Origin of the sequence: Pseudomarimonas salicorniae, assembly GCF_023156535.1 — a bacterium.
Lineage (GTDB): Bacteria > Pseudomonadota > Gammaproteobacteria > Xanthomonadales > Xanthomonadaceae > Pseudomarimonas > Pseudomarimonas salicorniae.
In genome coordinates this window covers 1-25,228 of the sequence record NZ_JALNMH010000005.1, presented here as the reverse complement: position 1 = coordinate 25,228, position 25,228 = coordinate 1, and the positions used below count along the sequence as shown (strand labels likewise).

At 69.6% G+C, this 25,228-nt stretch carries 16 protein-coding genes; 12 read left to right on the top strand and 4 right to left on the bottom strand.

Going from position 1 to position 25,228, the window contains the following annotated elements; translation table 11 throughout:
• Positions 1 to 260: 260 nt before the first annotated feature.
• Positions 261 to 1,133, top strand: coding sequence for a pirin family protein (locus M0G41_RS07055; RefSeq protein ID WP_248206965.1), 873 nt, complete (start codon positions 261 to 263; stop codon positions 1,131 to 1,133).
• A gap of 326 nt (positions 1,134 to 1,459) precedes the next feature.
• Here M0G41_RS07055 and M0G41_RS07050 read toward each other — a convergent pair whose 3' ends face one another.
• Positions 1,460 to 2,785 (bottom strand): Xaa-Pro dipeptidase, encoded by a 1,326-nt coding sequence (locus M0G41_RS07050; RefSeq protein WP_248206961.1) that lies wholly within the window; start codon positions 2,783 to 2,785, stop codon positions 1,460 to 1,462.
• A 163-nt stretch (positions 2,786 to 2,948) separates the two neighbouring features.
• Here M0G41_RS07050 and M0G41_RS07045 point away from each other — a divergent pair, with 163 nt between their 5' ends.
• From M0G41_RS07045 to M0G41_RS07010, 8 genes are all read left to right on the top strand, one after another.
• Positions 2,949 to 4,577, top strand: a complete 1,629-nt coding sequence (locus M0G41_RS07045) for a serine hydrolase domain-containing protein (RefSeq protein WP_248206959.1) — start codon at positions 2,949 to 2,951, stop codon at positions 4,575 to 4,577.
• The gene (locus M0G41_RS07040) at positions 4,570 to 5,808 is read left to right on the top strand and encodes a sensor histidine kinase (protein WP_248206957.1); all 1,239 of its coding nucleotides are present in this window, start codon (positions 4,570 to 4,572) and stop codon (positions 5,806 to 5,808) included. Before M0G41_RS07045 ends, M0G41_RS07040 begins: the two co-directional genes overlap by 8 nt.
• Positions 5,805 to 6,548 carry a LytR/AlgR family response regulator transcription factor gene (locus tag M0G41_RS07035; RefSeq protein ID WP_248206955.1) on the top strand — a complete coding sequence of 248 codons (744 nt, stop codon included), beginning with the start codon at positions 5,805 to 5,807 and terminating at the stop codon, positions 6,546 to 6,548. Before M0G41_RS07040 ends, M0G41_RS07035 begins: the two co-directional genes overlap by 4 nt.
• A 63-nt stretch (positions 6,549 to 6,611) precedes the next feature.
• Positions 6,612 to 7,856: a DUF418 domain-containing protein gene (locus tag M0G41_RS07030; RefSeq protein WP_248206953.1), complete on the top strand. Its 1,245-nt coding sequence runs from the start codon at positions 6,612 to 6,614 to the stop codon at positions 7,854 to 7,856.
• Positions 7,857 to 8,090: 234 nt separating this feature from the next.
• Positions 8,091 to 9,032, top strand: coding sequence for a type II secretion system protein N (locus M0G41_RS07025; RefSeq protein ID WP_248206949.1), 942 nt, complete (start codon positions 8,091 to 8,093; stop codon positions 9,030 to 9,032).
• A 23-nt stretch (positions 9,033 to 9,055) separates the two neighbouring features.
• The gene (gene gspD, locus M0G41_RS07020; protein WP_248206947.1) at positions 9,056 to 11,080 is read left to right on the top strand and encodes a type II secretion system secretin GspD; all 2,025 of its coding nucleotides are present in this window, start codon (positions 9,056 to 9,058) and stop codon (positions 11,078 to 11,080) included.
• The gene (gspE, locus tag M0G41_RS07015; RefSeq protein WP_282452784.1) at positions 11,077 to 12,570 is read left to right on the top strand and encodes a type II secretion system ATPase GspE; all 1,494 of its coding nucleotides are present in this window, start codon (positions 11,077 to 11,079) and stop codon (positions 12,568 to 12,570) included. The genes gspD and gspE overlap by 4 nt, the downstream gene beginning before the upstream one ends.
• A gap of 234 nt (positions 12,571 to 12,804) precedes the next feature.
• Complete coding sequence (locus M0G41_RS07010) at positions 12,805 to 12,978, top strand: oxidoreductase-like domain-containing protein (RefSeq protein ID WP_248206945.1); 174 nt, start codon at positions 12,805 to 12,807, stop codon at positions 12,976 to 12,978.
• A gap of 110 nt (positions 12,979 to 13,088) precedes the next feature.
• On the opposite strand, the gene M0G41_RS07005 is transcribed toward M0G41_RS07010, so the two are convergent.
• The gene (locus M0G41_RS07005) at positions 13,089 to 16,595 is read right to left on the bottom strand and encodes an indolepyruvate ferredoxin oxidoreductase family protein (protein WP_248206943.1); all 3,507 of its coding nucleotides are present in this window, start codon (positions 16,593 to 16,595) and stop codon (positions 13,089 to 13,091) included.
• Positions 16,596 to 16,791: 196 nt separating this feature from the next.
• Between M0G41_RS07005 and M0G41_RS07000 the strand changes: the two genes are divergently transcribed.
• Both M0G41_RS07000 and M0G41_RS06995 read left to right on the top strand, forming a co-directional pair.
• Positions 16,792 to 17,988: an EAL domain-containing response regulator gene (locus M0G41_RS07000; RefSeq protein ID WP_248206940.1), complete on the top strand. Its 1,197-nt coding sequence runs from the start codon at positions 16,792 to 16,794 to the stop codon at positions 17,986 to 17,988.
• A 61-nt stretch (positions 17,989 to 18,049) separates the two neighbouring features.
• On the top strand, positions 18,050 to 20,917 hold the full coding sequence (locus tag M0G41_RS06995) for an ATP-binding protein (protein WP_248206939.1): 2,868 nt from the start codon (positions 18,050 to 18,052) through the stop codon (positions 20,915 to 20,917).
• A gap of 445 nt (positions 20,918 to 21,362) precedes the next feature.
• On the opposite strand, the gene M0G41_RS06990 is transcribed toward M0G41_RS06995, so the two are convergent.
• Positions 21,363 to 22,856: an NADP-dependent isocitrate dehydrogenase gene (locus M0G41_RS06990; RefSeq protein WP_248206937.1), complete on the bottom strand. Its 1,494-nt coding sequence runs from the start codon at positions 22,854 to 22,856 to the stop codon at positions 21,363 to 21,365.
• Positions 22,857 to 22,947: 91 nt separating this feature from the next.
• Between M0G41_RS06990 and M0G41_RS06985 the strand changes: the two genes are divergently transcribed.
• On the top strand, positions 22,948 to 23,283 hold the full coding sequence (locus M0G41_RS06985) for a helix-turn-helix transcriptional regulator (RefSeq protein WP_248206935.1): 336 nt from the start codon (positions 22,948 to 22,950) through the stop codon (positions 23,281 to 23,283).
• Positions 23,284 to 23,445: 162 nt separating this feature from the next.
• On the opposite strand, the gene M0G41_RS06980 is transcribed toward M0G41_RS06985, so the two are convergent.
• Positions 23,446 to 24,675, bottom strand: a complete 1,230-nt coding sequence (locus M0G41_RS06980; protein ID WP_248206933.1) for a saccharopine dehydrogenase family protein — start codon at positions 24,673 to 24,675, stop codon at positions 23,446 to 23,448.
• Between the last annotated feature and the right edge of the window lie 553 nt (positions 24,676 to 25,228).

The following is a 25,228-nucleotide window of genomic DNA, read 5'->3' as shown; positions in this document are numbered from 1 at the left end:
TCCGTGGTCACGGCCATGTCCGCTCCTACGAAAAGCCTGCCCATCCGAGGCCGCAGCGAACGGCAAATATGCGCCCGAATCGGCCGCTCGGGGCGCTCCGGCCGATCGGGGAGCGCCGGTCGGCGAAAGCCGCAGGGCGGCCAGGTTTCATCCCAGTCCGCCGCCCGCCCGACCCCGCAACGCAGCGTTGCATCGGCGAGGCTGTTTCCCGGCGACTGCCGGGGGGATGCTGTGCGGCAGTCGGAATCAGGAGAGCTTCAATGAAGCGCGTCGTGTCCATCCATGCACCGCCACCCATGCACTGGGTCGGCAACGGTTTTCCGGTGCGTTCGGTGTTTTCCTATCAGCAGCTGGGCCGTGAACTGAGTCCGTTCCTGCTGCTCGATCATGCGGGACCCTACGACTTCGCACCGGCCGGGCAGCCGCGCGGGGTCGGGGTGCATCCGCATCGCGGCTTCGAGACCGTGAGCATCGTCTACCAGGGCGAGCTGGAGCACCGCGACAGCGCCGGCAACAGCGGCGCGCTGGGCGCGGGCGACGTGCAGTGGATGACCGCGGCCTCGGGGATTCTCCACGAGGAGTTCCACTCCCGCGACTTCACCGGGCGCGGTGGCACGCTGGAGATGGTCCAGCTGTGGGTCAACCTGCCGGCGGCGAAGAAGATGATGCGGCCGGGCTACCAGGACATCCGCGGCCGGGACATTCCGGTGGTCGAGCTGCCGGGTGGCGGACGGCTGAGGCTGATCGCCGGCGCCTTCGACGGCCGCGAGGGCGCGGCGCGGACCCAGTCGCCGCTGGAGGTCTGGGACATCGCCCTGCCGGCCAACGGCGAGGCACGGCTCAGCCTGCCCGCGGGGCACAGCGCCGCGCTGGTGGTGCTGCGTGGCCGAATCGAGATCGACGGCCACTCGGCGGGCCGCGGCGAGCTGGTCCGGCTGTCGAGCGAAGAGGACGTCCTGCAGCTGCGGGCCAGCGAGGAGGCACTGGTACTGGTTCTCGGCGGGGAGCCACTGAACGAGCCGATCGCCGGCTATGGGCCCTTCGTGATGAACAGCGAGGCCGAGATCCGCCAGGCGATGGTCGACTTCCAGGCCGGGCGCTTCGGCCGGCTGGAGCCGGTGGCGGTGGCCTGAGCGATCGGCGGCGGCGGGCAGGGAAGCCCGCCCCCGCGGGGCGGTGCGTTCGCCCTTCGATACCTCAGGGCGAACGACGTCGGCGCCGAGGTGTTTCCTTCGATGCTGCGGGGCGAACGGAGTCTCCGCTGACGATGCGCTACTCACCAGGTCCGGGCGGGCAGGGAAGCCTGCCCCTGCGGTACGGTGGGTTCGCCCTTCGATACCTCAGGGCGAACGGGGTGGCGGGGTCGGTTCCTGCCTCACTGGACGGGCCAGCCGGAGCGTGCCGGGCGCGACAGTCACGCGCCTGTGGCGATTTCGGCGATCCGTCCCAATCGTGATGGTCAGGCTGCCGGGCGGCGTGCCGGGCGATCTGCTTCCCCGGTCCATGCCGCCTGCTTCACCACCCGGCCGCCCTGGATCACCACCGGCACCTTCTCCAGCAGGCGGATGTCCTCGAGCGGGTTGCCGCGTACGCCGATCAGGTCGGCGTGGTGGCCGGCCTCGATGGCGCCCAGATCGCTGCGGCCCAGGGCCTCGGCGGCATTGACCGTGGCCGCGCGGATGGCCTCGATCGGGGTCATTCCGTAGCGCACCATCACCGCGAACTGGCGGCCGTTCTGGCCGTGCGGATAGACGCCGGTATCGGTGCCGTAGACCATCCGAACGCCGGCCTGGTGGGCGCGGCGGAAGTTCTCGCGCTGCAGTTCGGCGATCTCGCGGTCCTTGCGCAGGTTGTCCTCGAGCACGCCGTTCTTCTTGCCCTCGGACTGGGTGTACTCGGTGTTGTAGATGTCCATCGACAGGAAGGTGCCGTGCTTCCTGGCCAGCGCGATGCCCTCGTCGTCGATCAGGCTGGCGTGCTCGATGGTGTCGACGCCGGCGCGGATGGCCGCCTTGATGCCGGCAGCGCCGTGGGCGTGGGCGGCGACCTTCAGCCCCCACTGGTGCGCTTCCTCGACGATGGCGCGCATCTCGGCCTCGGCAAGCTGCTGCTGGCCGGGTTCGGTGTTGCGCGAGAACACGCCGCCGGTGGCGCAGATCTTGATCACCTGGGCGCCGTGCTTGCGCAGTTCCCGGACCCGCTTGCGGCCCTCGGCCGGGCTGTCGGCGTTGTACGGGCTCTTCTGGTCCATCGAGGGCGGGAAGAAGGTCGAGTCGCAGTGCCCGCCGGTGGCGCCGAAACTGTGGGTGGCGGTGATGATGCGCGGCCCGCGGACGTGGCCTTCCTCGATCGCCTGGCGCAGGCCGACGTCGTTGAAGGCATCGGCGCCGACGTTGCGCACGGTGGTGAACCCCGCCATCAGGGTCTTGCGGGCGTTCGGCACGGCGATCACCGACCAGAAGCGGTCGCTGAACTGCAGGCCGGTGTAGCCGCCATAGCGCGGGTCGCTGTCGAGGTGGGTATGCATGTCGATCAGGCCGGGCAGCAGGCTGAGCCCGGGCAGGTCGACGTGGCGGATTCCCTCGGGGGCCGGCTTGCCGGCGGAGCCTGCCTCGATGGCGGCGATCCGGCCGTCCTCGACGCGGATGCCGGGGCGCTCGATCCAGCGGCCACTGCGGGCATCCAGCGCGCGCTCGGCGGTGATCCACACCGTCTCGGCGCTGGCCGGCAGGGCGCCGAGGAGGGTGGCGACAAGCGCAAAGGGGCGCAGCAGGGCAGGCAGCATGGGCAGGTTCCCGAACGGTCCGGCGGCGAGTGTAGCCCTGCCCGGGCCGGGCTTCGTCACGCCGCGGCGGGATTCATCGCGCCAGGGACGGGCTTCGTCGCACGGCCGCACGTCGCCGATGGCGGATTCCTAGGCTAAGGTCATCCCACACCGGAGATCCCCGATGTTGCCCACGCCCCTGATCAGCCTTGCATTGTCCGTTGCCCTGGTGAGCCCGGGCATGGCGATGGACGATGCCGCCCTCGCCGCCAAGCTGGCTTCCCGCCTCGACGGTGACCGCACCGGCGCCTGCTTCGCCGCGGCCGTAATCGATGCCGGCGGCGTGTCCCGCGCGGTGGCCTGCGCCGATCCGGATCGCGCGGGCAAGCTCGATGCCGCCACCGCGTTCGAGATCGGTTCGGTGAGCAAGACCTTCAACGGCCTGCTGCTCCAGCAGCTGGTCGAGGCCGGCAAGCTGTCGCTGGACGATCCCGCCGAGCGTCACCTGCCCGAGGGCGTGAGCCTGTCTCGGCACGGCGAAGCGCCGATCACCCTGCGCCATCTGCTCACCCACACCTCGGGCCTGCCTTCGCTGGCGCCGGGCTGGCAGATCCGCGATCCGTCCAACCCCTACCGCGACATCGACCGCAAGGCCCTGTACGCCGGCCTCGACGGGCTCCGCCCGAGGCGCGCCCCGGGCGAGGCGTTCGAGTACTCCAACCTCGGCGCCATGCTGCTCTCGGACATTATCGGCCGGGTCGCCGGCAAGCACTTCGATGCCCTGGTCGCCGAGCAGGTGTTCGCCCCCTTGGGCATGCGCAGCTTCGTCGGCAAGCCACCCAAGGGCGTGGAGCGCGTCACCGGCCATCTGCCCAACGGCGAGTCGACGTCGGCCTGGGATTTCGACCCGGCCCTGGCCGGGGTTGGCGGCGTGCGCGCCTCGCTGGACGATATGGTCCGCTACCTGGAGGCGCAGATGGGTCGGCGCGAGAGCCCGCTCGACGCGAGCATCCGCGCCAGTCAGCAGCCGGTGCACGTCGAGGGCCAGCCGCCGATGGCCATGGGCTGGATGATCGCCCCGCTGAACGGGGCCAGGGTGCTGGCCCACGAGGGTGGCACCGGCGGCTTCTCCAGCTTCGTCGCCTTTCGTGCCGACCGCTCGCGCGGCGTGGTGGTGCTCTCCGACACCGCGATGACCTCGCTCGGCGGGCTCGGCTCGGTCGGCCTGCACCTGCTCGACGAGCGCGTGCCGCTGGGCGAACCGCGCCGCGTCGCCAGCCCGCCGGTGGAACTGCTGGACAAGTTGGCAGGCGATTGGCGGCTCGAAGGCGGCCTGAAGATGAGCCTGCGGCAGCGCGACGGGGCCCTGGAGATCCAGGCCGAGGGCCAGCCGGCCTTCGAGATGCGCTATGACAGCGCCGGGGACTTCTACCCACTGGCCTTCGACGCCGTGCTGCGGCCGCAGGTCAACGGCGAGCGGGTCGGCTTCATCTGGCTGCAGGGCGGCGCCGCGACGCCGGCGAGCCGGATCGAAGCCGGGGTGCCGACCGCCGAGGCCGCAGCGCTCGCCGACTATGCTGGCCGCTATCCGCTGATGCCCGGCTTCGCGCTCAAGGTCTTCGTCGAAAACGCCACCCTGATGGCCCAGGCCACCGGACAGGGCGCCTTCGCCCTCGCCCCCGCCGGTGAGGACGTGTTCCGCGCCGACGCCTTCGGCATCGAGATCCGCTTCGACCGCGGCGAGGACGGCGCGGTCAGGCGTCTTGCCCTGCACCAGGGCGGACAGGTGATGCGTGGCGAACGCAATGAGTGAAACGCCCCGCTATGGGCTGGACCGGCCACTGCCGTCCTCGGCGGTGGTCGGTGGCATGCAGGGCTGGTTCGGCTACCGGCAGTACCCGGTGTTCAGTCGCCCCTGGCTGCTGCGCCGCGCCGCCCTGTTCGCCTTGCCCATCGGGGGCCTGGGTCTGCTCACCCTGCTCGGAACCTGGGCGACCAGCGAGGACCTCGAGCTCGGGCTCGCCAGCGGCGGCATGCTGTTCGGAAGCTTCATGCTGATGAGCTTCACCGGACCGGGCTTTGCCGCCGTGGTCCGCTACCGGGGCTGGCCGCTGCGCCGGGAGCGCATCGGCGTCGTGGTGGCGGTGCTGCTCGGCATGGCGGTGTCCTTCTTCGTCGATCGCGAGGTTTCCGCCCGCCTCGAGCCGATGATCGAGCAGCGCCTCGGCGAGACCGGAATGGTCACCGAGGCGCAGAAGACGCAGGCCGAGAAAGTGGAGCGTTCGCCGCTTGGCCTCACCGTCAACCTGCTGTTCCTTGCCGGCACCTACTTCCTGCTCGGCGGCGGCCTGGCCCTGCGCGGATATTTCACCGAGCAGCGCCGGGTGGTGGACAGCGCCCGCGAGGCCGAGCTGGCCGAGGCGCGCCTGTCCGCCCAGCAGAGCGCCCTGCGCCTGTCCCTGCTGCAGGCCCAGATCGCCCCGCACTTCCTGTTCAACACCCTGGCCTCGATCCGCGCCCTGCTGCGCCGCGACGCCGACCGCGCCGAGGCGACGCTCGATGCCCTGGTCGACCACCTGCGCGCCTGCATGCCGCGGCTCGACGTCGAGGGCCGGGTCGGCCTCTCGACCCTGGGCCGTGAGCTGGAGGCCTGCCGCAGCTATCTGGAGCTGATGCGCCTGCGCCTTGGCGGGCGGCTGGACTACCGGATTGCCGATCCCGGTCCGCTGGCCGATCACCCGCTGCTGCCGATGCTGCTGCTGACCCTGGTCGAGAACGCGGTCAAGCACGGCATCGAGCCGCTGGCCGGACCGGGCTTCATCGCGGTCGAGGTGCAGCAGGCCGACGGCGCCCTGCTGCTGGCGGTGGAGGACAGTGGCGTCGGCCTGCAGCCCGGGCTCGGCAAGGGCGTGGGCCTGGCCAACCTGCGCGGCCAGCTGCGCGACCGTCATGGCGAGGCCGGACGGCTTGAACTGATGCCGCGCGCCGCTGGCGGCGGCGTGCGTGCCGAGATCCGTCTGCCGCTCGCCGAGGGGGGCGCATGAGCCGGGTGAGCGCGGTGCTGGCCGAGGACGAGGCGCCGCAGCGTGAGGCCCTGGTCGAGCTGCTTGGCGAGCTCTGGCCGGAGCTGGAACTGTGTGCGGTGTGCGAGGACGGCCTGTCGGCGCTGGAGGCGCTGGCCGCGCATCGCCCGCAGCTGGCCATCCTCGACATCCGCATGCCCGGCCTGTCCGGCCTCGAGGTGGCGCGCAGCGCCATCGCTGGCGGGGCCCGGGTCCTGTTCACCACCGCCTACGACGAGTACGCAGTGCGCGCCTTCGAGGCCGGCGCGGTCGACTATGTACTGAAGCCGCTGCGCCGCGACCGCCTGGAACTCGCGTTGGAGCGGGTGCGCGAAAGGCTGCAGCAGCGCCAGGCGCCGTCCGGCCTGCCCGAGCGACTGGGCCCTGCCGAGTCGGGCACCCTGCAGTGGATCACCGCCCAGCTCGGCGACAGCGTGCGCCTGGTGGGCATCGAGGAGGTCCTGTACTTCCAGTCCCAGGACAAACTGACCCGGGTGGTCACCGGGCAGGGCGAGGCGCTGATCCGGACGCCGCTCAAGGAGCTGGTCGCCCAGCTCGACAGCCAGCAGTTCTGGCAGGTGCACCGCAGCGTGGTGGTCCGGGTGGCGCAGATCCGCGCCTTCGAGAAGAACGAGCTGGGCCGCCACGAGCTGTGCCTGCGCGACCGGCCCGAGCGCCTGCCGGTGGCCCAGGCCTTCGCCGCGCGGCTGCGCAGCATGTAGTCTTGCCGGCGGCCCGGGGATGGGCCGAGCCGGCAAACCGCCGATCCAGCCAGGGGAACATCGATGGAACCGCTTGTACCGACCCGCTCCGCGGACCGTGCGCTGCAGCTCGACGTGCTGCGCGGCTTTGCCCTGATCGGCATCCTGCTGATGAACATCGAGGGGTTCGTGGGTCCGCTCAACATCAGCCTGCTCGGGCTGAACCCCGAACTCAGCGGCGCCGACCGCTGGGTCGATGCGCTGATCTACGTTCTGGTCCAGGGCAAGTTCTACACCCTGTTCTCCCTGCTCTTCGGCGCCGGCTTCGCCCTGATCCTGCAGCGCGCCGAGGCCCGCGGCAGCGGCGGCGGCTGGCTGTACCTGCGCCGGCTGCTGGTGCTGCTCGGCATCGGTCTGGTCCACGCGCTGTGGATCTGGGCGGGTGACATCCTGGTCAGCTACGCCCTGACCGGCATGCTGCTGCTGCTGTTCTTTCGCCGCACCCCGGCTTCGCGAGCGCCGAAGTGGGGCATCGCCCTCTACCTGGTGCCCAGCGCGTTGTTCCTGCTGCTGTCCTGTTTTGCCTGGCTGGCCTCATTCGATCCGGCCAGCGCCGAGGCTTTCGCCCAGGGTTCGGCGGAGGCGCGCGCGGACTTTGCCGAGGTAGTGGCGGCGCAGCGCGCTGCGTACGGCCCGGAGGGCAGCTTCGCCGCGGCCACCGCGCAGCGGATCAGCGACACCGGCGACTTCCTTGGCTACTTCATGTTCTTCGGCCCTCAGGTGCTGGGCATGTTCCTGATCGGTGTCGGCCTGATCCGCTCCGGCGCCCTGCTCGAGCCGGCCGATCATCTCCCCCTGTTCCGCAACCTGCGCCTGTACGGTTTCCTGCTCGGCCTGCCCGCCGCCATCCTGTCCTTCTGGCAGGTGCCGACGATGGACTGGGGGCGGATGGATTTCGAAGCCACCGGTGCCGCCGCGCTCATGGCCGTGGCCAGCCTCCTGCTTTGCCTTGCCTACCTATCGAGCATCGTGCTCGCCCTGCAGCAGCCGGTCTGGCGCGAGCGGCTGGCGGTGCTGGCCCCGGCCGGGCAGATGGCGCTGACCAACTACCTCATGCAGTCGCTGATCTGCGTCGGGCTCTTCTATGGCTATGGTCTCGGCTACTTCGAGCAGCTGCCGCGGGCCTGGCAGCCGCTCTTCGTGCTGGCCCTGTTCGCCGCGCAGGTGGCCCTCAGCCACTGGTGGCTGGCCCGCTTCCGCTTCGGCCCGGCCGAGTGGCTGTGGCGCACGCTGACCTACCTGCGCTGGCAGCCGATGCTGCGGCGCTGAGGTCCGATTCGGGCGCGAAGTTCGCATTCGCCCCGGTCCCGCTGTAGGAGCCAGCTTGCTGGCGATAGGCGCCCCGGATGGGACGATCGCCAGCAAGCTGGCTCCTACATTCGGGTGTTGTGGAAGGTCTTCTTTGCGCCCATTGCTTCCCTCGGGCCTCGCGCGTGGCCGGGGGCGAGGCCAGCGCGGGCTGCCTCTGCTAGAGTTCGGCCTCTCCGCCGCAACGCCCACCGGATGCACGCCACCGAACTGCCCCGCCTGCTGCACGCCGAGTCGCCCTGGTGGCCGCGTGCCCTGATCGCGCTGGCGCTGGGGGTGCTGCTGTGGTGCGCTGCGCGGCTGCTCGTGCTGCTGGTCGGCGGGCCGACCCTGCCCGAGCCGGTCCTGCCGGCGGATCCCGATCTCGCCCCGCGCGGCGTCCGCGGCCCCGATGTGCCGCTCTCGCAGTGGCATCTGTTCGGCAACCCCGGCTCGCTGAGCAGCCTCGCCCAGCGCACCCAGCAGGCGCCCGAAACCGCCCTGCAGCTGGTCCTGCGCGGCACCCTCAACCTCGACAGCAGCGACGGCGGCATTGCCATCATTGCCGATGCCAGCGGCGCCGAGGCCGCCTACCGGGTGGGCGACAGCCTGCCCGGGGATGCCACCCTCACCGCGATCTATGCCGGCCGTGTGCTGCTCTCCCGCGGCGGTGTCGACGAAGGCCTGAGCCTGCTGCCGCCGGGCGCGGCCCAGGATGCATCGACGGCGCCGGGCGGCGTCGCCGCCGCGCCGCGGCCGCCGGTGCCCGCAAGCGGGGGGCCGCGCGCCCCCGGCGCCATGCCGGGCAGCCCGGGCAACCCCTTCGTCAATCCGGTGATCAGCACCGGCATGCCCTCGCTCGAATCGCTGCGCGCCGCCACCGGCACCGACGTCGCCGAGCTGGCGCGCCAGGTCAACGTGCAGCCGGTGATCGAGAACGGACGCTTCGCCGGCGTGCGCCTGACCGTGGGCCGTGACTCCGACATCCTTTCGCGCACCGGCCTGCGCAGCACCGACCTGATCACCGCTGTCAACGGCATCCCGCTGGATGGCCCGCAGCGGCAGCCGGAGCTGATGCGCATGCTGCAGAGCGCGAGCCAGCTTAGCCTTACGATTCGCCGAGACGGCCAGGTGCAGACCCTGACCGTCGGCCTGTAGACGCAACACCCGGGGGATTTCCGATGCGACTGAAGCCGCTTTGCCTTGCCTGCCTGCTGGGCGCCGCCTCCACCCTCTCGGCCCAGGAGCCGCCGGTGGTCCACCTGCCGCAGGCGGGCGACGCCACGCCCAGGGGCGTAGCCAGCCAGGAAGGGCGGCACACGCTGAACCTCAAGGGCGCCGACATCGGCGTGCTGATCCAGACGGTCAGCGAGATCACCGGCAAGAGCTTCATCGTCGACCCGCGGGTCGAGGGCAAGGTCACGGTGATCTCCAGCAAGCCGATGGACGCGGCCGAGCTGTACGAGACCTTCCAGTCGGTGCTGCGCGTGCACGGTTTCGCTGCGGTGCCGGCGGGTGGCCAAATGGTCAAGATCCTGCCCGACGCCATGGCCGTGCAGGACGGCGGGACCGCGGCCCGCGCCAGCAGCGGCAAGGACGAACTGGTCACCCGGCTGATCACGGTCAAGCATGTGCCGGCCCAGCAGCTGGTCGAACTGCTGCGTCCGCTGATGCCGCAGCAGGGCCATTTCCAGGCCCACGGCAGCAGCAACTCGCTGCTGATCACCGACCGCGCCGGCAACGTCGACCGGCTGTCGGCGCTGATCGCGCGCATCGATACCGCTTCGGATGCCGAGGTCGAGATCATTCCGCTGCGGCATGCGTCCGCGGCCGAGGTGGCTCGTACGCTGTCCTCCTTCGATGCGCCGGGCGGTGCGGCGGCGGCCCAGCTCAACAACAACACTTTCAAGCTGGTGGCCGATGACCGCACCAACTCGGTGCTGCTCTCCGGCGACAAGTCGCAGCGGCTGCGCTACCGGGCCCTGATCGCCCACCTCGACACCCCGCTCAGCAGCGGCGAGAACACCCAGGTGATGTACCTGCGCTACGCCAAGGCGTCGGACATCGTGCCGATCCTCGAAGGCGTGGCCGACACCCTGACCGGCACCGCCGCCAAGACCGAGGGTGCCAAGCCGGCCACCATCCAGGTGCATGAGGACACCAATGCCCTCGTCGTCACCGCCTCGCCGGCGGTCTACCGCGAACTCGCGGCCGTGGTCCGCCAGCTCGACGTGCGCCGCGCGCAGGTGCTGGTCGAGGCGATCATTGCCGAGGTCAGCGATGACCTGGCGGACGAACTGGGTGTGCAGTGGCAGACCACCAACTACGACGGTGGCGCCAACGAGTCCGGGGTGATCGGCGGAACCAACTTCCCGAACAGCCAGGGCGGCAACAGCATCGTCGGCGCGCTGACCAATCCGCTCGGCGCGGTGGGCGGCGGCGGTCTCAACCTCGGTTACCTCGGTGGACGCGTGACCCTGCCGATCGGGCCGAACGGTGAGGACGTGACCGTGTTCCAGGTGGGCGCCCTGGTCCGTGCGCTGCGCGGCGACGGACGCGCCAACATCCTCTCGAACCCCTCGGTGGTCACGCTCGACCACCAGGAAGCCGAGTTCAAGGTGGTCCAGGAAGTGCCCTTCCTGACCGGCCAGTACACGAACACCACGCAGGGCGGCGTCAGCCAGCCGGCCAACCCGTTCCAGACCGTCGACCGCCGCGATGTCGGCCTGATCCTCACCGTCACCCCGCACGTCAACGAGGGCGACGCCGTGCGTCTCGACCTCAAGCAGGAGGTCAGCTCGCTGGCGCCCAACGTCAGCGGCGCGGTCGACCTGATCACCAACAAGCGCGAGCTGACCACCAGCGTGATGGTGGCCGACGGCGGCCTGCTGGTCCTCGGCGGCCTCAAGCAGGAGGAAACGCTCGAGAACACCCAGGGCGTGCCGGGCCTCTCGCGCATCCCGCTGCTCGGCCACCTGTTCAAGTCGCGCTCCTCGAGCAAGTCCAAGCGCAACCTGATGGTCTTCCTGCGCCCCACCATCCTCCGGGACGCCGCCGCCGAACAGGCGATCAGTTCGGAGAAGTACAACTTCCTGCGCTCCGAGCAGATCCGCCTGCGCGAGAACCATGAGCTGCGCTATCGCAACCAGCAGCCGGTGCTGCCGGCCCTGCCGGTCGCGCCGTCCACCGACGTGGTGAACGATTGAGCACGAACGAACAGGCGCTTCCCGCGCGCCCCGGTTTCGGCTTCGCCCGCCGCCATGGCGCGGCGGTGCTGGAGCGCGAGGGCGCGCGCGTACGCGTGGCCTGCCGGCGCAACGTCAGCGTCGAGACGATGGCCGAGCTGCGTCGGCATCTTGGCCTGGACCTCGGCATCGAGTTTGTCGGCGACAGCGAATTCGAGACCCTGCTGCGCCGGCTCTACGAGACCGGCAGCGATGACGCGCGGATGATGGCGGCCGACCTCGACGAGGGCGGTTCGCTGGCCGAGATCGCCGATTCCCTGCCCGAGCCGCAGGACCTGATGGAGAGCGAGGACGACGCGCCGATCATCCGGCTGATCAATGCCCTGCTCACCGAGGCGGTCAAGGAGAACGCCTCGGACATCCATATCGAGCCCTTCGAGAACCGCCTCGTCGTGCGCTTCCGCGTCGACGGCGTGCTGCGCGAGGTGCTCGCCCCGCAGCGCGCGCTGGCCCAGCCGGTCGTCTCGCGGCTCAAGGTCATGGCCAAGCTCGACATCGCCGAGAAGCGCCTGCCGCAGGACGGCCGCATCGGCCTGCGCATCGCCGGGCGCCCGGTCGACGTACGCGTCTCGACCATCCCTGCCGGCCATGGCGAGCGCGTGGTGCTGCGCCTGCTCGACAAGCAGGCCGGGCGGCTCGACCTCGCCCAGCTCGGCATGGACGCGGAGACCCTCGGACGCATCGACCAGCTGATCCACCGACCGCACGGCATCGTGCTGGTCACTGGTCCCACCGGCAGCGGCAAGACCACCACCCTCTACGCCGCGCTGTCGCGTCTCAACGACGCGACGCGCAACATCCTGACCGTCGAGGACCCGATCGAGTACTACCTCGACGGCATCGGTCAGACCCAGGTCAATCCGCGCGTCGAGATGACCTTCGCCCGCGGCCTGCGCGCCATCCTGCGCCAGGACCCGGACGTCGTGATGGTTGGCGAGATCCGCGACCTCGAGACCGCCGAGATCGCGGTGCAGGCCTCGCTCACGGGCCATCTCGTGCTGTCGACCCTGCACACCAATTCGGCAGTCGGGGCGATGACCCGCCTGCGCGACATGGGCATCGAGCCGTTCCTGCTGTCTTCATCGCTGCTCGGCGTGCTCGCCCAACGCCTGGTCCGCGTGCTCGACCCGGCGACCCGCGAATCCTACGCGCCTAGTTCCACCGAGCTGGCGGCGCTCGGGCGTGGTGCGGAGTCCGGCGTCACGTTCTACCGTCCCAGCGCCGAGGCCGCCGGGCGCAACGCCGGCTACCGCGGCCGCTGCGGCCTCTACGAACTGGTCCTGGTCGACGAGGCCCTTCGCCAGGCCATCCACGACGGCCGCAACGAATCCGAACTCACCCGCCTCGCCCGCCAGCGTACGCCCTCGATGCTCGATGACGGCTGGCGCAAGCTGCTCGACGGCGTCACCTCGCTCGACGAGGTCCTGCGGGTCACCCGCGACGAGGGTTGAGCCTGCGGTTGCACCCTCAACTCGACTGCGGTAAGGCCTGCTTTGCGGCGCAAACCGGTCCTTACGGCGCCGTTGCACGTAGGAGCCAGCTTGCTGGCGATAGGCGCCCTGGATGGGATGATCGCCAGCAAGCTGGCTCCTACATTCGGGTATTGCGGAAGGTCTGCTTCGCGTCCAATGCGGCCGTTCACCGGCGTTAACCCCGGCTCGACGCGGCCGCCCTAGAATTCACCCATGAGCACGCATCACGACGACCCCCGACCGATTCCGCCCGAGGCGCCGCTGCCCACGGACTGCTGCGACAGCGGCTGCGATCCCTGCGTGCATGACGCCTATGCCGAGGAACTGGCGCATTACCGGTTGAAGCTGGCCGAGTGGCAGGCGCGGCACCCGGAAGAGACCGCCTAGTGAGGCTGTGACGAGGCCCGGCGCGGGGCGCCGGGCTTGCCCGGAATCCCTCCGGGAAATCGGGCCGGCGTCAGCGCGGGCCCGATCATCCACTCGCAGGGGTCGCTGACTCAGGCCGCGGCTTGGCGGGTGGCGGCGCCGCGGTAGGTGGCGAGCAGCTCGGCCTCCTTGGCCTTGGCCTTGGCCAGGTGCTCTTCCTTGACGTGGCCGTAGCCGCGGATCTCCTCGGGGATCGAGGCGATCTCGGCGGCGAGAGCGACGTTGTCGGCGTCCAGGCGCTCGATCAGGCTGTCCACGGTCTTCGCGTAGTCGGTGATCAGCTGGCGCTCCATCCTGCGCTCGGCGGTGTAGCCGAAGACGTCCAGCGCTGTTCCGCGCAGGCCCTTGAGCTTGGCCAGCAGGCCGAAAGCCTTGTACATCCAGCCGCCGTACTCGGCCTTGACCAGATGGCCCTGGCCGTCCTTCTTCGCCAGCAGCGGCGGGGCCAGGTGGAAGTGCAGGCTGTACTTGCCCTCGAAGGTCTGCTCGATCTGCCGGCGGAACTCGGCACTGGTGTGCAGGCGGGCGACCTCGTACTCGTCCTTGTAGGCCATCAGCTTGAAGTAGTAGCGGGCCACGGCCTCGGTCAGCGCGGTGCTGCCCGGCGCCTTCTGCGCTTCGGCCGCCTTCACCTTGTCGACCAGGGCGGTGTAATGCGCCGCGTAGTCGGCGTTCTGGTAGTCGGTGAGGAAGGCGACGCGGCGCGAGATGGTCTCGTCCAGGGACTTCGACAGGCGGGCGTCGTCCAGCGGCAGGGCGACGACCTCGGCCTCCGTCTTCTTGAGGCCAGCGGCCTCGAGCACGGCGTCCGGGTTTTCGGCGGCCAGGCGCCCCCAGGCGAAGGCCTGCTGGTTCATCTTGACCGCCGCGCCGTTCAGCTCGACCGCGCGCATGATGGCGTCGAGGCTGATCGGCACCAGGCCCTTCTGCCAGGCGTAGCCAAGCATGAACAGGTTGCTGGCGATCGAGTCGCCGAGCAGCTTGGTGGCGATCTCGGTGGCCGCGACCTGCAGCGGCTCGGCGCCGCCCAGCGCGGTGCGCACGGCGTTTACGATGCCCTCATGCGGGAACTGCATGTTCGGGTTCATCGTGAACGTGCCGGGCATCGCCTCGTAGCTGTTCAGCACCACCTGCGAGCGGCCGGCGCGGATCTTCGACAGCGCCCAGTAGTCGTTGACCACCACCATGTCGCAGCCGAGCACCAGGTCGGCCTCGCCGGCGGCGATGCGCACGGCGTGGATGTCCGAGGGCTTGGCGGCGATGCGGATGTGGGTGGTGACCGCGCCGCCCTTCTGCGCAAGGCCGGTCTGGTCGAGCACGGTGGCGCCCTTGTTCTCCAGATGGCCGGCCATGCCGAGCAGGGCGCCGATGGTGACGACGCCGGTGCCGCCGACGCCGGTGATCAGGATGTTCCAGGGCTGGCTCAGCTCCGGCAGGCGCGGCTGGGGCAGCTCGGCCAGCAGCTGCTGCGGGTCGACGCCCTTCTTCTTGCGCAACTCGCCGCCATGCACGGTGACGAAGCTCGGGCAGAAGCCCTTCACGCAGCTGTAGTCCTTGTTGCAGCTCGACTGGTCGATCTCGCGCTTGCGACCGAACTCGGTCTCCTTGGGCAGCACCGAGACGCAGAAGCTCTTCTTGCCGCAGTCGCCGCAGCCTTCGCAGACCAGCGAGTTGATCATCACCCGCTTCTTCGGGTCGACCATCTTGCCGCGCTTGCGCCGGCGGCGCTTCTCGGTGGCGCAGGTCTGGTCGTAGATCAGCACCGAGGTGCCGCGGACTTCGCGCAGGCGCTTCTGCACCGCATCCAGGTTGTCGCGGTGCTCGAACTCGACGCCGGCCGGGAAGATCTCCGGCTTCGACCACTTCTCGATGTCGTCGCTGACCACCACGATGGCCTCGACGCCCTCGCTGCGCACCTGCCAGGCGATGTCCGGCACGGTCAGCGTGCCGTCGACCGGCTGGCCGCCGGTCATGGCAACGGCGTCGTTGTAGAGGATCTTGTAGGTGATGTTGACCTTGGCCGAGATCGCCTGGCGGATGGCCAGCGAACCGGAGTGGAAATAGGTGCCGTCACCGAGGTTCTGGAACACGTGCGGGGTGTCGGTGAACGGCGCCTGGCCGCACCAGGTGACGCCCTCACCGCCCATCTGGGTGAAGGTGTCGGTCTTGCGGTCCATCCAGGTGACCATGTAGTGGCAGCCGATGCCGCCCAGCGCGCGGGAGCCCTCGGGCACCACGGTCGAGGTGTTGTGCGGGCAGCCCGAGCAGTAGTGCGGCACGCGCGGGAAGTTGGCGCGCGGCACGGCGAGCTCGGCCTCCTTGGCGGCGATCCACTTCAGCCGGCTCTCGATGGCCTCGCTGGTGTGGAAGCGCTGCACGCGGCCGGCGATCACCTTGGCGATCATCGCCGGAGTCAGCTCGTTGGTGCTGGGCAGGATCCAGTTGCCGTCCTCGTCGTACTTGCCGACCACCGAGGGGCGGGTGTCGCGGTCCCAGTTGTACATCTGCTCCTTCATCTGCGATTCGATGAAGGAGCGCTTCTCCTCTACGACGATGATGTCCTCGAGGCCGCGGGCGAACTCGCGGATGCCGACCGGTTCCAGCGGCCACGTCATGCCGACCTTGTAGACGCGGATGCCGATGTCCTCGCAGGCGCGCTGCGACAGGCCGAGGTACTCCAACGCCTGGAGCACGTCGAGGTAGCTCTTGCCGGTGGTGACGATGCCAAGGCGCGCCTTGGGCGAATCGATCACCGTGCGGTCGATGCGGTTGGCGCGGGCGAAAGCGCAGGCCGCCTTCACCGCGTACTGGTGCAGGCGCATTTCCTGGTTGAGCGGCGGATCCGGCCAGCGGATGTTGAGCCCGCCCGGCGGCAGCTCGAAGTCCTCGGGGAGGATGATGTCGAGCTGGTGTGGATTGACGTTGACGCTGGCCGAGGACTCGACGGTTTCGGCGATGGTCTTGAAGCCGACCCAGCGTCCGGTGAAGCGCGACATGGCCCAGCCCAGCATGCCCATGTCGAGGATGTCCTGGACGCCGGCCGGGTTGAGGATCGGCATCATCGCCGAGACGAACTCCAGCTCCGAGCCATGCGGAAGCGTCGAACTGCGGCAGGCATGGTCGTCCGCGGCCAGCGCCAGCACGCCGCCGTGCTTGCTGGTGCCGGCGGCGTTGCCGTGCTTGAAGACGTCGCCGCAGCGGTCGACGCCCGGGCCCTTGCCGTACCACATGGCAAAAACGCCATCGACCTTCGCGCCCGGGAACAGGTTGGTCTGCTGGGTGCCCCAGACCATGGTCGCGCCAAGGTCCTCGTTGAGGCCCGGGGTGAACTGGATGTTGCTGGCCGCCAGGTGCTTCTTGGCCTTCCACAGCTCGAGGTCGAAGCCGCCCAGCGGGCTGCCGCGATAGCCGGAGATGAAGCCGCCGGTGTTCACGCCCGCTGCCCGGTCGCGCATCTGCTGCATCAGCGGCAGTCGTACAAGGGCCTGCACGCCAGACAGGTAGATCCGCCCTTCCGCGCGGGTGTACTTGTCTTCCAGCGTGTACTCGGCATCGAAGGCGGTTGCGGGCACGGCCATGGTGCGTTTCCTGCGGAATGAAGAACAAAGACCGCGAATTGTAGCAGGGGGCAGGCCTGCAGCCTGTGCAGGGTGCGTGTCCGGCACCCCGACATGACGGAGTTCACAAGCCATGCAGGACGCTCCAGGCCAGCCTTACCAGCGCGTGCGACAGTGGGGTAATCTCGACCCCTTGCAGCCTCTGGCGGGAGTGGGGATGACGGCGGCGGACGTGAGCATCATGGTGGTCGAGGACCACGGCTTCCAGCGCCGCATGGCGCTGCGTCTGCTCGCCGAGCTCGGGGTGACCCGAACCCTCGAGGCCGCCCACGGCGAGCAGGCCTTGCAGGTGCTCAAGGAGCACGGGTCCGCGCCTGACATCCTGCTGGTCGATCTCGACCTGCCGGGCATGGACGGTATCGAGTTCATCAGCCAGGTGGCCCAGCAGCGTCTTGCCCAGGCGGTGGCCCTGGTCAGCGCGCTGGACCAGGCGCTGATCAGCAGCGTGCAGGGGATGGCACGTGCCTATGGGCTGCGGGTGATCGGTGCGGTCGAGAAACCGCTGACCGCGAGCAAGCTGGCCCATCTTATCGAGCGTTTCGAGCAGCCCGAGGCCGGTGATGAACCTGTCGAGGGCGAAGAGCTGGACGCCGCGGCGATCCGCGCCGCCATCGCCGAGCGTCGCATCGAGCCGTTCTTCCAGCCCCAGGTCACCTTCACCAATGGGCAGTTGATCTCGGTCGAGGCGCTGGCGCGGCTGCGCGGCGAGGATGGCGAGATCGTCTGTCCAAACCGCTTCATCGGGGTGGCCGAGCGCGAGGGGCTGATCGACGCCATCACCGAGGCGGTGCTGGTGCAGGCCTGCGAGTGGAAGCGGCGCTGGGTGCGCGAGGGCCTGCACAGCAAGGTCGCGGTCAACATGTCGATGCGCAACCTTGGCCGGGTCGATGCCGCTGATCGCTATCTCGGTATCGTCCGAGACTGCGGCGTCGATCCACGCGAGGTGGTGCTCGAACTGACCGAGAGCTCGGTGATGGAGGAGGCGGCCTCCTCGCTGCACGTGCTCGCGCGGCTGCGCCTGAAGGGCTTCGGCCTGTCGATCGACGACTTCGGTACCGGTTATTCCTCGCTCTCGCAGCTCTCGCAGATCCCCTTCACCGAGCTGAAGGTGGACCGAAGCCTGGTCTCCGGCTCGCCGCGCCACCCGCGCAAGCGGGCGGTGATCGAGGCCAGTCTTGACCTTGCCCGCAAGCTCAACCTCGGGGTGGTCGCCGAAGGTGTCGAGACCGTCGATGAGTGGCAGATGCTGGCCGAGCTCGGCTGCACCTATGCCCAGGGCTATCTGATCGGCAAGCCGACCGCGGGCGCCGAGCTGCCGGATGCGATCGCCCGCTGGCGGCGACCGGAGCGCTGAGGTGAGCCGGCCGGCCCGGTCCGGGCCCGCGGTCATCCGCCAGCCCCGGGGCGGCTGAGCGATGCCTGCGCGTCGGCCGCGGGTCAGCCTTCGCCTGCAGCTGATCGCGGTGTTCGGCATCCTGCTCGCCTCGGCGACAGCGATGCTGGTGGTCGAGGAGATCAGCCAGTACCAGGCCAGCCGCGCGCTCGACTCGCTGAAGAGCCGTTCGCTGGAGGGCCAGCGCCGCCTGATGGCGGTCTTCGACGCCTACGGACATGAGATTGTCGACAGCGTCTGGAAGGTAACCCATGGCCGGATGGGCTGGGCCCAGGCGGCCGGTGCGGTGGACAACGCCGCCACGCGGATCACCCTGCACTGGCAGGCGCTGGAGCTGCTGCCGCGCAGCCCGGAGCAGCAGCTGCTGTTCGAGCAGGCGGCCAGTGCCCGGGCCGATGCCGATCGCCTGGTCGAACGCATCCGCGAGCTGATCGAGGTCCAGGACGCCGATGGCCTGCGCCTGCTGGCCGAGGCCGAGCTGTACGCGGCGATCGATCCGGTGACCACCCGCCTGCGCTATCTCACCGACCTTGAACTCATCGGCGCCGAACGCCTGGTCAAGGAAGAGGATCGGCGTGCCTGGATGGTGCGCTGGCTGCGCATCACCCTGCTCCTGCTCATGCTCGGGGTGTCCGCCCTGATCGGACGACAGATCCTGCGCAACACCTACCGTGGCGTGGAGAGCCTGGTCCGCCTTGCGAGCACCCTGCAGGAGGGCAAGTTCGAGAAGTCGCCCGGCTATCGGCCCCGCGGCGAGATGGGCGAGGTCATGGACGCCTTCCTCGACATGCGCGGCGCCCTGCGCGCCAACGAGGCGGAGCTGCGCGCCTCGCTCGAGGCCAACGAGGCGGTGCGCCAGCGACTGCAGGAGCGCGAACTGTTCCAGCGCTCCCTGCTGCAGGCCGCGCAGATCGCCATCATGTCGGTGGACAGCAGTGGCCGCTTCACCCACCTCAACCCCTTCGCCGAGAAGCTGATCGGCTCCCCCGCGGCCGATCTGGTCGGCAAGGCCACGCCCGATCGCCTGCTGGTGCCCAGCCAGACCGCCCAGCTGGCGGCCGAGCTGAGCCAGAGCCTGGGTCACCCGGTGCGCGACGACTGGCGCCTGTTCCTGACCCTCGCCGCCCAGCAGTACCCGCCGGTGGAATGCCTGCTGCAGCGCGCCGACGGCAGCCGGGTGCCGGTCCTGCAGGCGGTCTCGGCCATGCACGATGACGACGGTCAGCTGACCGGCCTGCTCTTCGTGGCCACCGACCTGACCGAGCTGAAGAAGCTGGAGGACGAACTGCGCCGCAGCGAATCGCGGGCCCAGGAGGCCAATCGTGCCAAGAGCGCCTTCCTCGCTGCGATGAGCCATGAGATCCGGACGCCGATGATCGGCGTCACCGGCATGATCGAGATCCTCAACCACACCCGGCTCGACGAGGAGCAGCGCCGCGCGCTGAACATCATCCAGCACTCGGCCGATTCGCTGCTGCAGATCATCGGCGACATCCTCGACTTCTCGAAGATCGAGGCCGGGCGGATGGAGCTGGCGCCGACCACCGTCTCGCTGCGCAAGCTGGTGGCCTCGGTCGGCTACAACTTCCTCGGCAGTGCCTCGAGCAAGGGCCTCGAGCTCGGCTTCGAGGTCGAGCCGCCGGTGGCGCGGGCGCACGTCGCCGACCCGCTGCGCCTGCGGCAGATCCTCGGCAACTTTCTGTCCAACGCGGTGAAGTTCACCGAGCAGGGCAGCATCCAGGTGAGGGTGCGGGTGATCGAGCAGGATGACGATGCCCAGCGCCTTGAGTTCAGCGTCGCCGACACCGGGATCGGCATCTCCGAGGAGGCGCAGAAACGCCTGTTCTCGGCCTTCAGCCAGGCCGACGCCCACATCACACGTCGTTTCGGCGGTACCGGCCTGGGTCTGGCCATCTGCCAGAAGCTGGCCCAGCTGATGGGCGGCGAGGTGCTCCTGGAGAGCCGCGAGGGCGTCGGCACCACGCTCCGCCTGCGGGTGCGCCTGCCGCTGGGCAATGCCGAGGCATTGCCCGACGAGGAGACTGCTGCCGCCAGTGGCGAGGCGCTGTTCCAGCCGCGCCCCCTTCCCGACCTCGAGCGCGCCGAACGGGAGCGCAGCCTGGTGCTGCTGGTCGACGACCACCCGACCAACCGCACGGTGATCCAGCGCCAGCTGGCGCTGGGCGGCTTCCGCTGCGAGACCGCCGAGGACGGACAGCAGGGCCTGGAGAAATGGCGCAGCGGTCGCTACGCCCTGGTGCTTTCCGACCTGCACATGCCGCGGCTGGATGGCTATGAGCTGATCGCTGCCATTCGTGAGGAGGAGCGGGCGCGTGGCCTGCCGCGCACCCCGGTGGTGGCGCTGACCGCCGCTGCCATGCGGGGCGAGGCGGAGAAGTGCCTCGGCGCCGGCATGGACGACTATCTGACCAAGCCGGTCTCGCTCGGAACGCTGTCGCGCTGCCTGCATCGCTGGCTGCCCCACCTGGTGCCCGAACCGACGCCCGCAGTCGACCCGCCGGCGCGCCTGGCCCTGCCCCAGGTCGACCATCCGCCGCCGATCGACCAGGCGGTGCTCGACGAGATCAGCGGCGGCGACGCCGACACCGCCTACGGCATCCTCGTCGACTTTCTCGACACCTCGGTCAATGACCTGCGCGCCCTGCGCCAGTCCCTCGACGCCGGCGAGCCGCAGCTCGCCGCACGCGAAGCGCACCGGCTTCGCGGCGCGGCTTCCCTGGTCGGTGCCCGCGGGGTGGTCGCCGCTGCGGCCCTGGTCGAGGAGGCCGGTCGATCAGGCGACCACGGCGCCCTGCAGCGGCTGCTGCCCGACCTCGACTCCGCCCTGGCCCAGCTGCGGCTGTACGTGGAATCGCGCCTCCGGGAGTGACCCCGGCCCGCCAGCGGCCGTGTTTCATGGGCGCAAAGCGGACATTCATAGGGTGCAGCTGGCCGCACCGTGCGAACGGTCTGAACGCCCGTATCGGTGCGCCGAGGCACACTCTTTGGGGCCAGCTGACGCCCAGCGAAGCCCGACTGTGGGAGCGCCCTTGGGCGCGCCCGCGGCGATCCGCTCTGGCCGCGGTCTGTGGTGAATCCGTCGCGCTGCGCTCGCGCCCAAGGGCGCTCCCACAACTTGACTGCGTCATGGTCTGCTTTGCGACGCAAACCGGACCTGGCAACGCCGTTGCGTGTGTAGGAGCCAGCTTGCTGGCGATAGGCGGCCCTGAAGGGACGATCGCCAGCAAGCAGGCTCCTACATTCGGGTCTTGCGGAGGGTCTGCTTTGCGCCCGTAGCCGGCCTTCGCCGCGGCGCCGTGGCGCCGTGGCGCGGGCTATTCGCCCTGCGCCAGCGAGTAGCCGCGCTCGCCGTCGAAGCGGTAGAGGTTCTCCGTCTTGATGGCGTCGAACCCGGCCTCGGCGAGTCGCAGCAGCAGGGCGGGGATCGCGCGGCGGTCGGCTGCGTCGGCGAGCAGGAAGCGGCAGCGCCAGTGGTCGGTGCAGAAGGTCCCGGGGTGCCCGTGCGGAAACACCTTGACGCCACGATTGGTGATCAGGCGCAGGTTGAATTCGGGACCAGCCAGGCTGCCGAGTGCCTGGCCGAGTACCTGCGGGTCGCGGCCGGCCTCGTTCCAGTGCAGGAAAGCGTCGACGCCGTCCAGCGTCTTGGTGGCGCGGGGCAGGCTGTCCTTGCCGCTGACCAGCTTGAGCTGCGCCGCCGGCTGTTCCGGATAGTCGACCGGGGCGAGTTTGCGCGGACGCTGGCCCAGGCGTTCGATCACTGCCTGGGCAAAGGCCCGGGTGCCGAGGCGCTGCGCGGAGCGCCCCTCGCGGAAGATGTCGGCAGTGTGCAGGCCGTCCTCCAGTGCACACAGCCAGGCGTTGTGGATATCGGTCGCCGGGCGGGCGCGGCCGAGGTGGACCAGCATCATCACCGCGGACAGCAGCAGGCCGGAGGGGTTGGCGATGTCCTGGCCGGCGATGTCCGGGGCCGAGCCATGCACCGCCTCGAACATGGCGCAGGTCGGACCGACGTTGGACGAGCCGGCGAGGCCGATCGAGCCGGCCACTTCCGCGGCGACGTCGGAGAGGATGTCGCCGTACAGGTTGGGCGTGACCACCACATCGAAGTCCTTCGGCCGCGCGGCAATGCGCGCGGTGCCGATGTCGATGATCCGGTGCTCGGAGATGATCTGCGGATACTCGGCGGCGATCTCATCGAAGACCTTGTGGAACAGGCCGTCGGTGAGCTTCATGATGTTGTCCTTGCTCATGCAGGTGACCTTCTTCCGGCCGTGCGCCACCGCGTACTCGAACGCATAGCGCACGATCCGCTCGCAGCCGGGGCGGCTGATCAGCTTCAGGCATTGCACCACCTCGTCGGTCTGCCGGTGCTCGATGCCGGCATAGGTGTCCTCCTCGTTCTCGCGCACGATGACGAGATCCATGCCCGGGTGCAGGCCGGGCACGAACGGGTCATAGGCGATGCAGGGACGCAGGTTGGCGAACAGGCCGAGGGTCTTGCGCAGGGTGACGTTCACGCTCTTGTAGCCGCCGCCCTGCGGGGTGGTGATCGGACCCTTCAGCAGCACCCCATGGGCATCGATCGCCTCCCAGGTTTCGGCACCGACGCCGGACAGCTCGCCGGACTCATAGGCCTTGAGCCCGACCGTGCTCTGTTGGAAGCTGAGCGCGGGATCGGCCGCGCTCAGCACCGCCAGCGTGGCCTGCATGATTTCCGGACCGATGCCGTCGCCCTCGGCGACCGCGATGGTGCGGGCGGGCAGCGAAGCGGGCTGGTAGGGCGCGGGCTTGAGGACGGCGGACATGCGGTAAACCTCCCTGGGACGCTGGTTGCATCCGAAATCGATGAAGTAAGATACGCGAATGACAATACGCGACAAAAATGTCGTAGATAGAATGGCAGCCAGCAGTCGCCCGGTCAAGCAGGCGCGCTCGGGCGAGTCCGCGCCGGAATCCGATGAACCGGGCTGGACCTTTCTCTCCAACCACACCCATGTGCTGGTCTGCCTGCAGCGGGATCCGGAAATGACCCTGCGCGATGTCGCCGCGCGTATCGGCATCACCGAGCGCGCGGTCCAGCGCCTGGTGGCCGACCTCGAGGCGGCTGGCGTGCTGGAGCGCTGGCGCGACGGCCGCCGCAACCGCTATGCAATCCACGGGGAGACGCGTCTGCGCCACCAGCTGGAAGCACACCGGACCCTGGGGGAGCTGCTGGATCTGCTGGAGTCCTGAACCGGCCGATCCACCACAGGCCGGATCCGCCGGTCGCCGAGCGGCGAAGCAGGTTCCTGAGAGGGGGCTTGGGGCGTCCGCTGCGCTCGCTGCGCCCCGACCGGCAGGCAGGCCGCCGCAGGAAGCGCCCGGGCGAGGCGTTCGCCCGGGCTTCGGGCCCGCTCAGTCGAGGACGGCGAACTCCAGTCCCGCGTGCTGTTGCAGGCGGGAAAGCAGCGCTTCGCCCATCAGCGTGGAGGGCGTCCAGAATCCACCCGCCGCATCGCGCGGAAGGTCTTCGGCCAGGCAGGCCGCGGCCTCGCAGAGCATCTTTGCGGTCGAGCCGTAGCCGGGGTCGCGGTCACCGGTGACCTTGGCGCGCAGGCTCCGGCCCTGCTCGGTGGTGCCGTGGAAGCGCATGTCGAAGAAGCCCTTCTCCTGCTGCTCGGGCGTCGGGCCCTCGCCGGGCTTGGGCACCACGAAACGCTCAAGCACCCAGCGCGAAGGCTTGATCGCGGCGGCCACCATGAAGCCGCCGAGCCCGCCCGCCATGCCGGCCGCCTTCACCCGGCCCGACAGGCCGCGGCCGGTCAGCACCGCCTCGTCGTAGGCGAAGGTCTTGCCATAGGACAGCCCGCTCAACGCGTTGCTGCGCTGGACGATGCGGGTGTTGATCGCGCCCATGACGAAGGGCGCGGTCCAGGCATCGAAATCCTCGTCGAAGGCCGGCCCCTTGACCTGCGGCTGGCGGGTCTTGTTCGGATGACCCTTCGGACAGAGCGAGTAGGGGTTGGCCAGTTCCTTGCGCAGGGAAGGGTCCCGGCCGACCTCCTTGACCACGTTCATCAGGCTGGCGACCGTGCCACCGGAGAAGCCGCCGCGCATCGCCCGAACACGCATCTTCACCCGGGTGCAGGGTGCGTCGAAGCGCTGTCGCGATTCGCGCTGCAGGAACCACACGCCGAGGTCGGAGGGAATCGAATCGAAGCCGCAGCAGTGCACGATACGCGCCCCGCTCTTCTTCGCCGCGTCCTCGTAACGCTCGATCATCCGGCGGATCCACTGCACCTCGCCGGTGAGATCGCAGTAGTCGGTGCCGCTCTCCGCACAAGCCTTGACCAGCGGCTCGCCATACAGGGCATAGGGCCCGACCGTCGACACGATCACCCGCGCCTGTCCACACATTGCCCTGAGCGCCGGCTCATCCGCGGCGTCGGCGACGATCAGCGGCACGCCGGCGGCCCCCTTGCCCAGCGACTCGCGCAGCGCCTCGAGCTTGTCCTGCGACCGCCCCGCCATCGCCCAGCGCGGCGGCCCCTCCGCCCCGAAACGGCGCAGCAGGGTACGGCAGAGGATCTGGCCGACGAAGCTGGTCGCGCCGAAGACGATGATGTCGTGGGCCGGTCGGGACATGGCTGGGCTCGCAGAGGGCAGGGCGGCCCATCATCCCAAGCGCTCCACGAGGGGTCCAGCGATGGCGCGAGCGTCCCGGCTCGCGGGCGCGGACAGGTAATGACGGGAAGGGGCGCGAAGAAGACATTCATAGGGTGCGGCTGGCCGCACCGGGCATACCGTCGGAACGCCCGTATCGGTGCGCCAAGGCACACCCTATGGGGCTTCGCCGACGCCCAACGAAGCCCAACTGTGGGAGCGCACATGGGCGCGACCGCGGCGTTTCGGATTCACCACAGACCGAGGCCAGAGCGCGCCTCCGCGGTCGCGCCCCAGGGCACTCCCACATTTTGACTACGGCAGGGCCTGCTTTGCGGCGCCAACCGGACCTGGCAACGCCGTTGCGTGTGTAGGAGCCAGCTTGCTGGCGATCGTCCGGTCCAGGGTGCCTATCGCCAGCAAGCTGGCTCCTTGTACCTTGGATCCGGCTTCAGATTCGCCTATACCACCGGTCGATTTCCGGGGAAGCCGCTTGCTCCTTGGGGCAGCTTTGGCTGACCTCGTATGTAGAGCG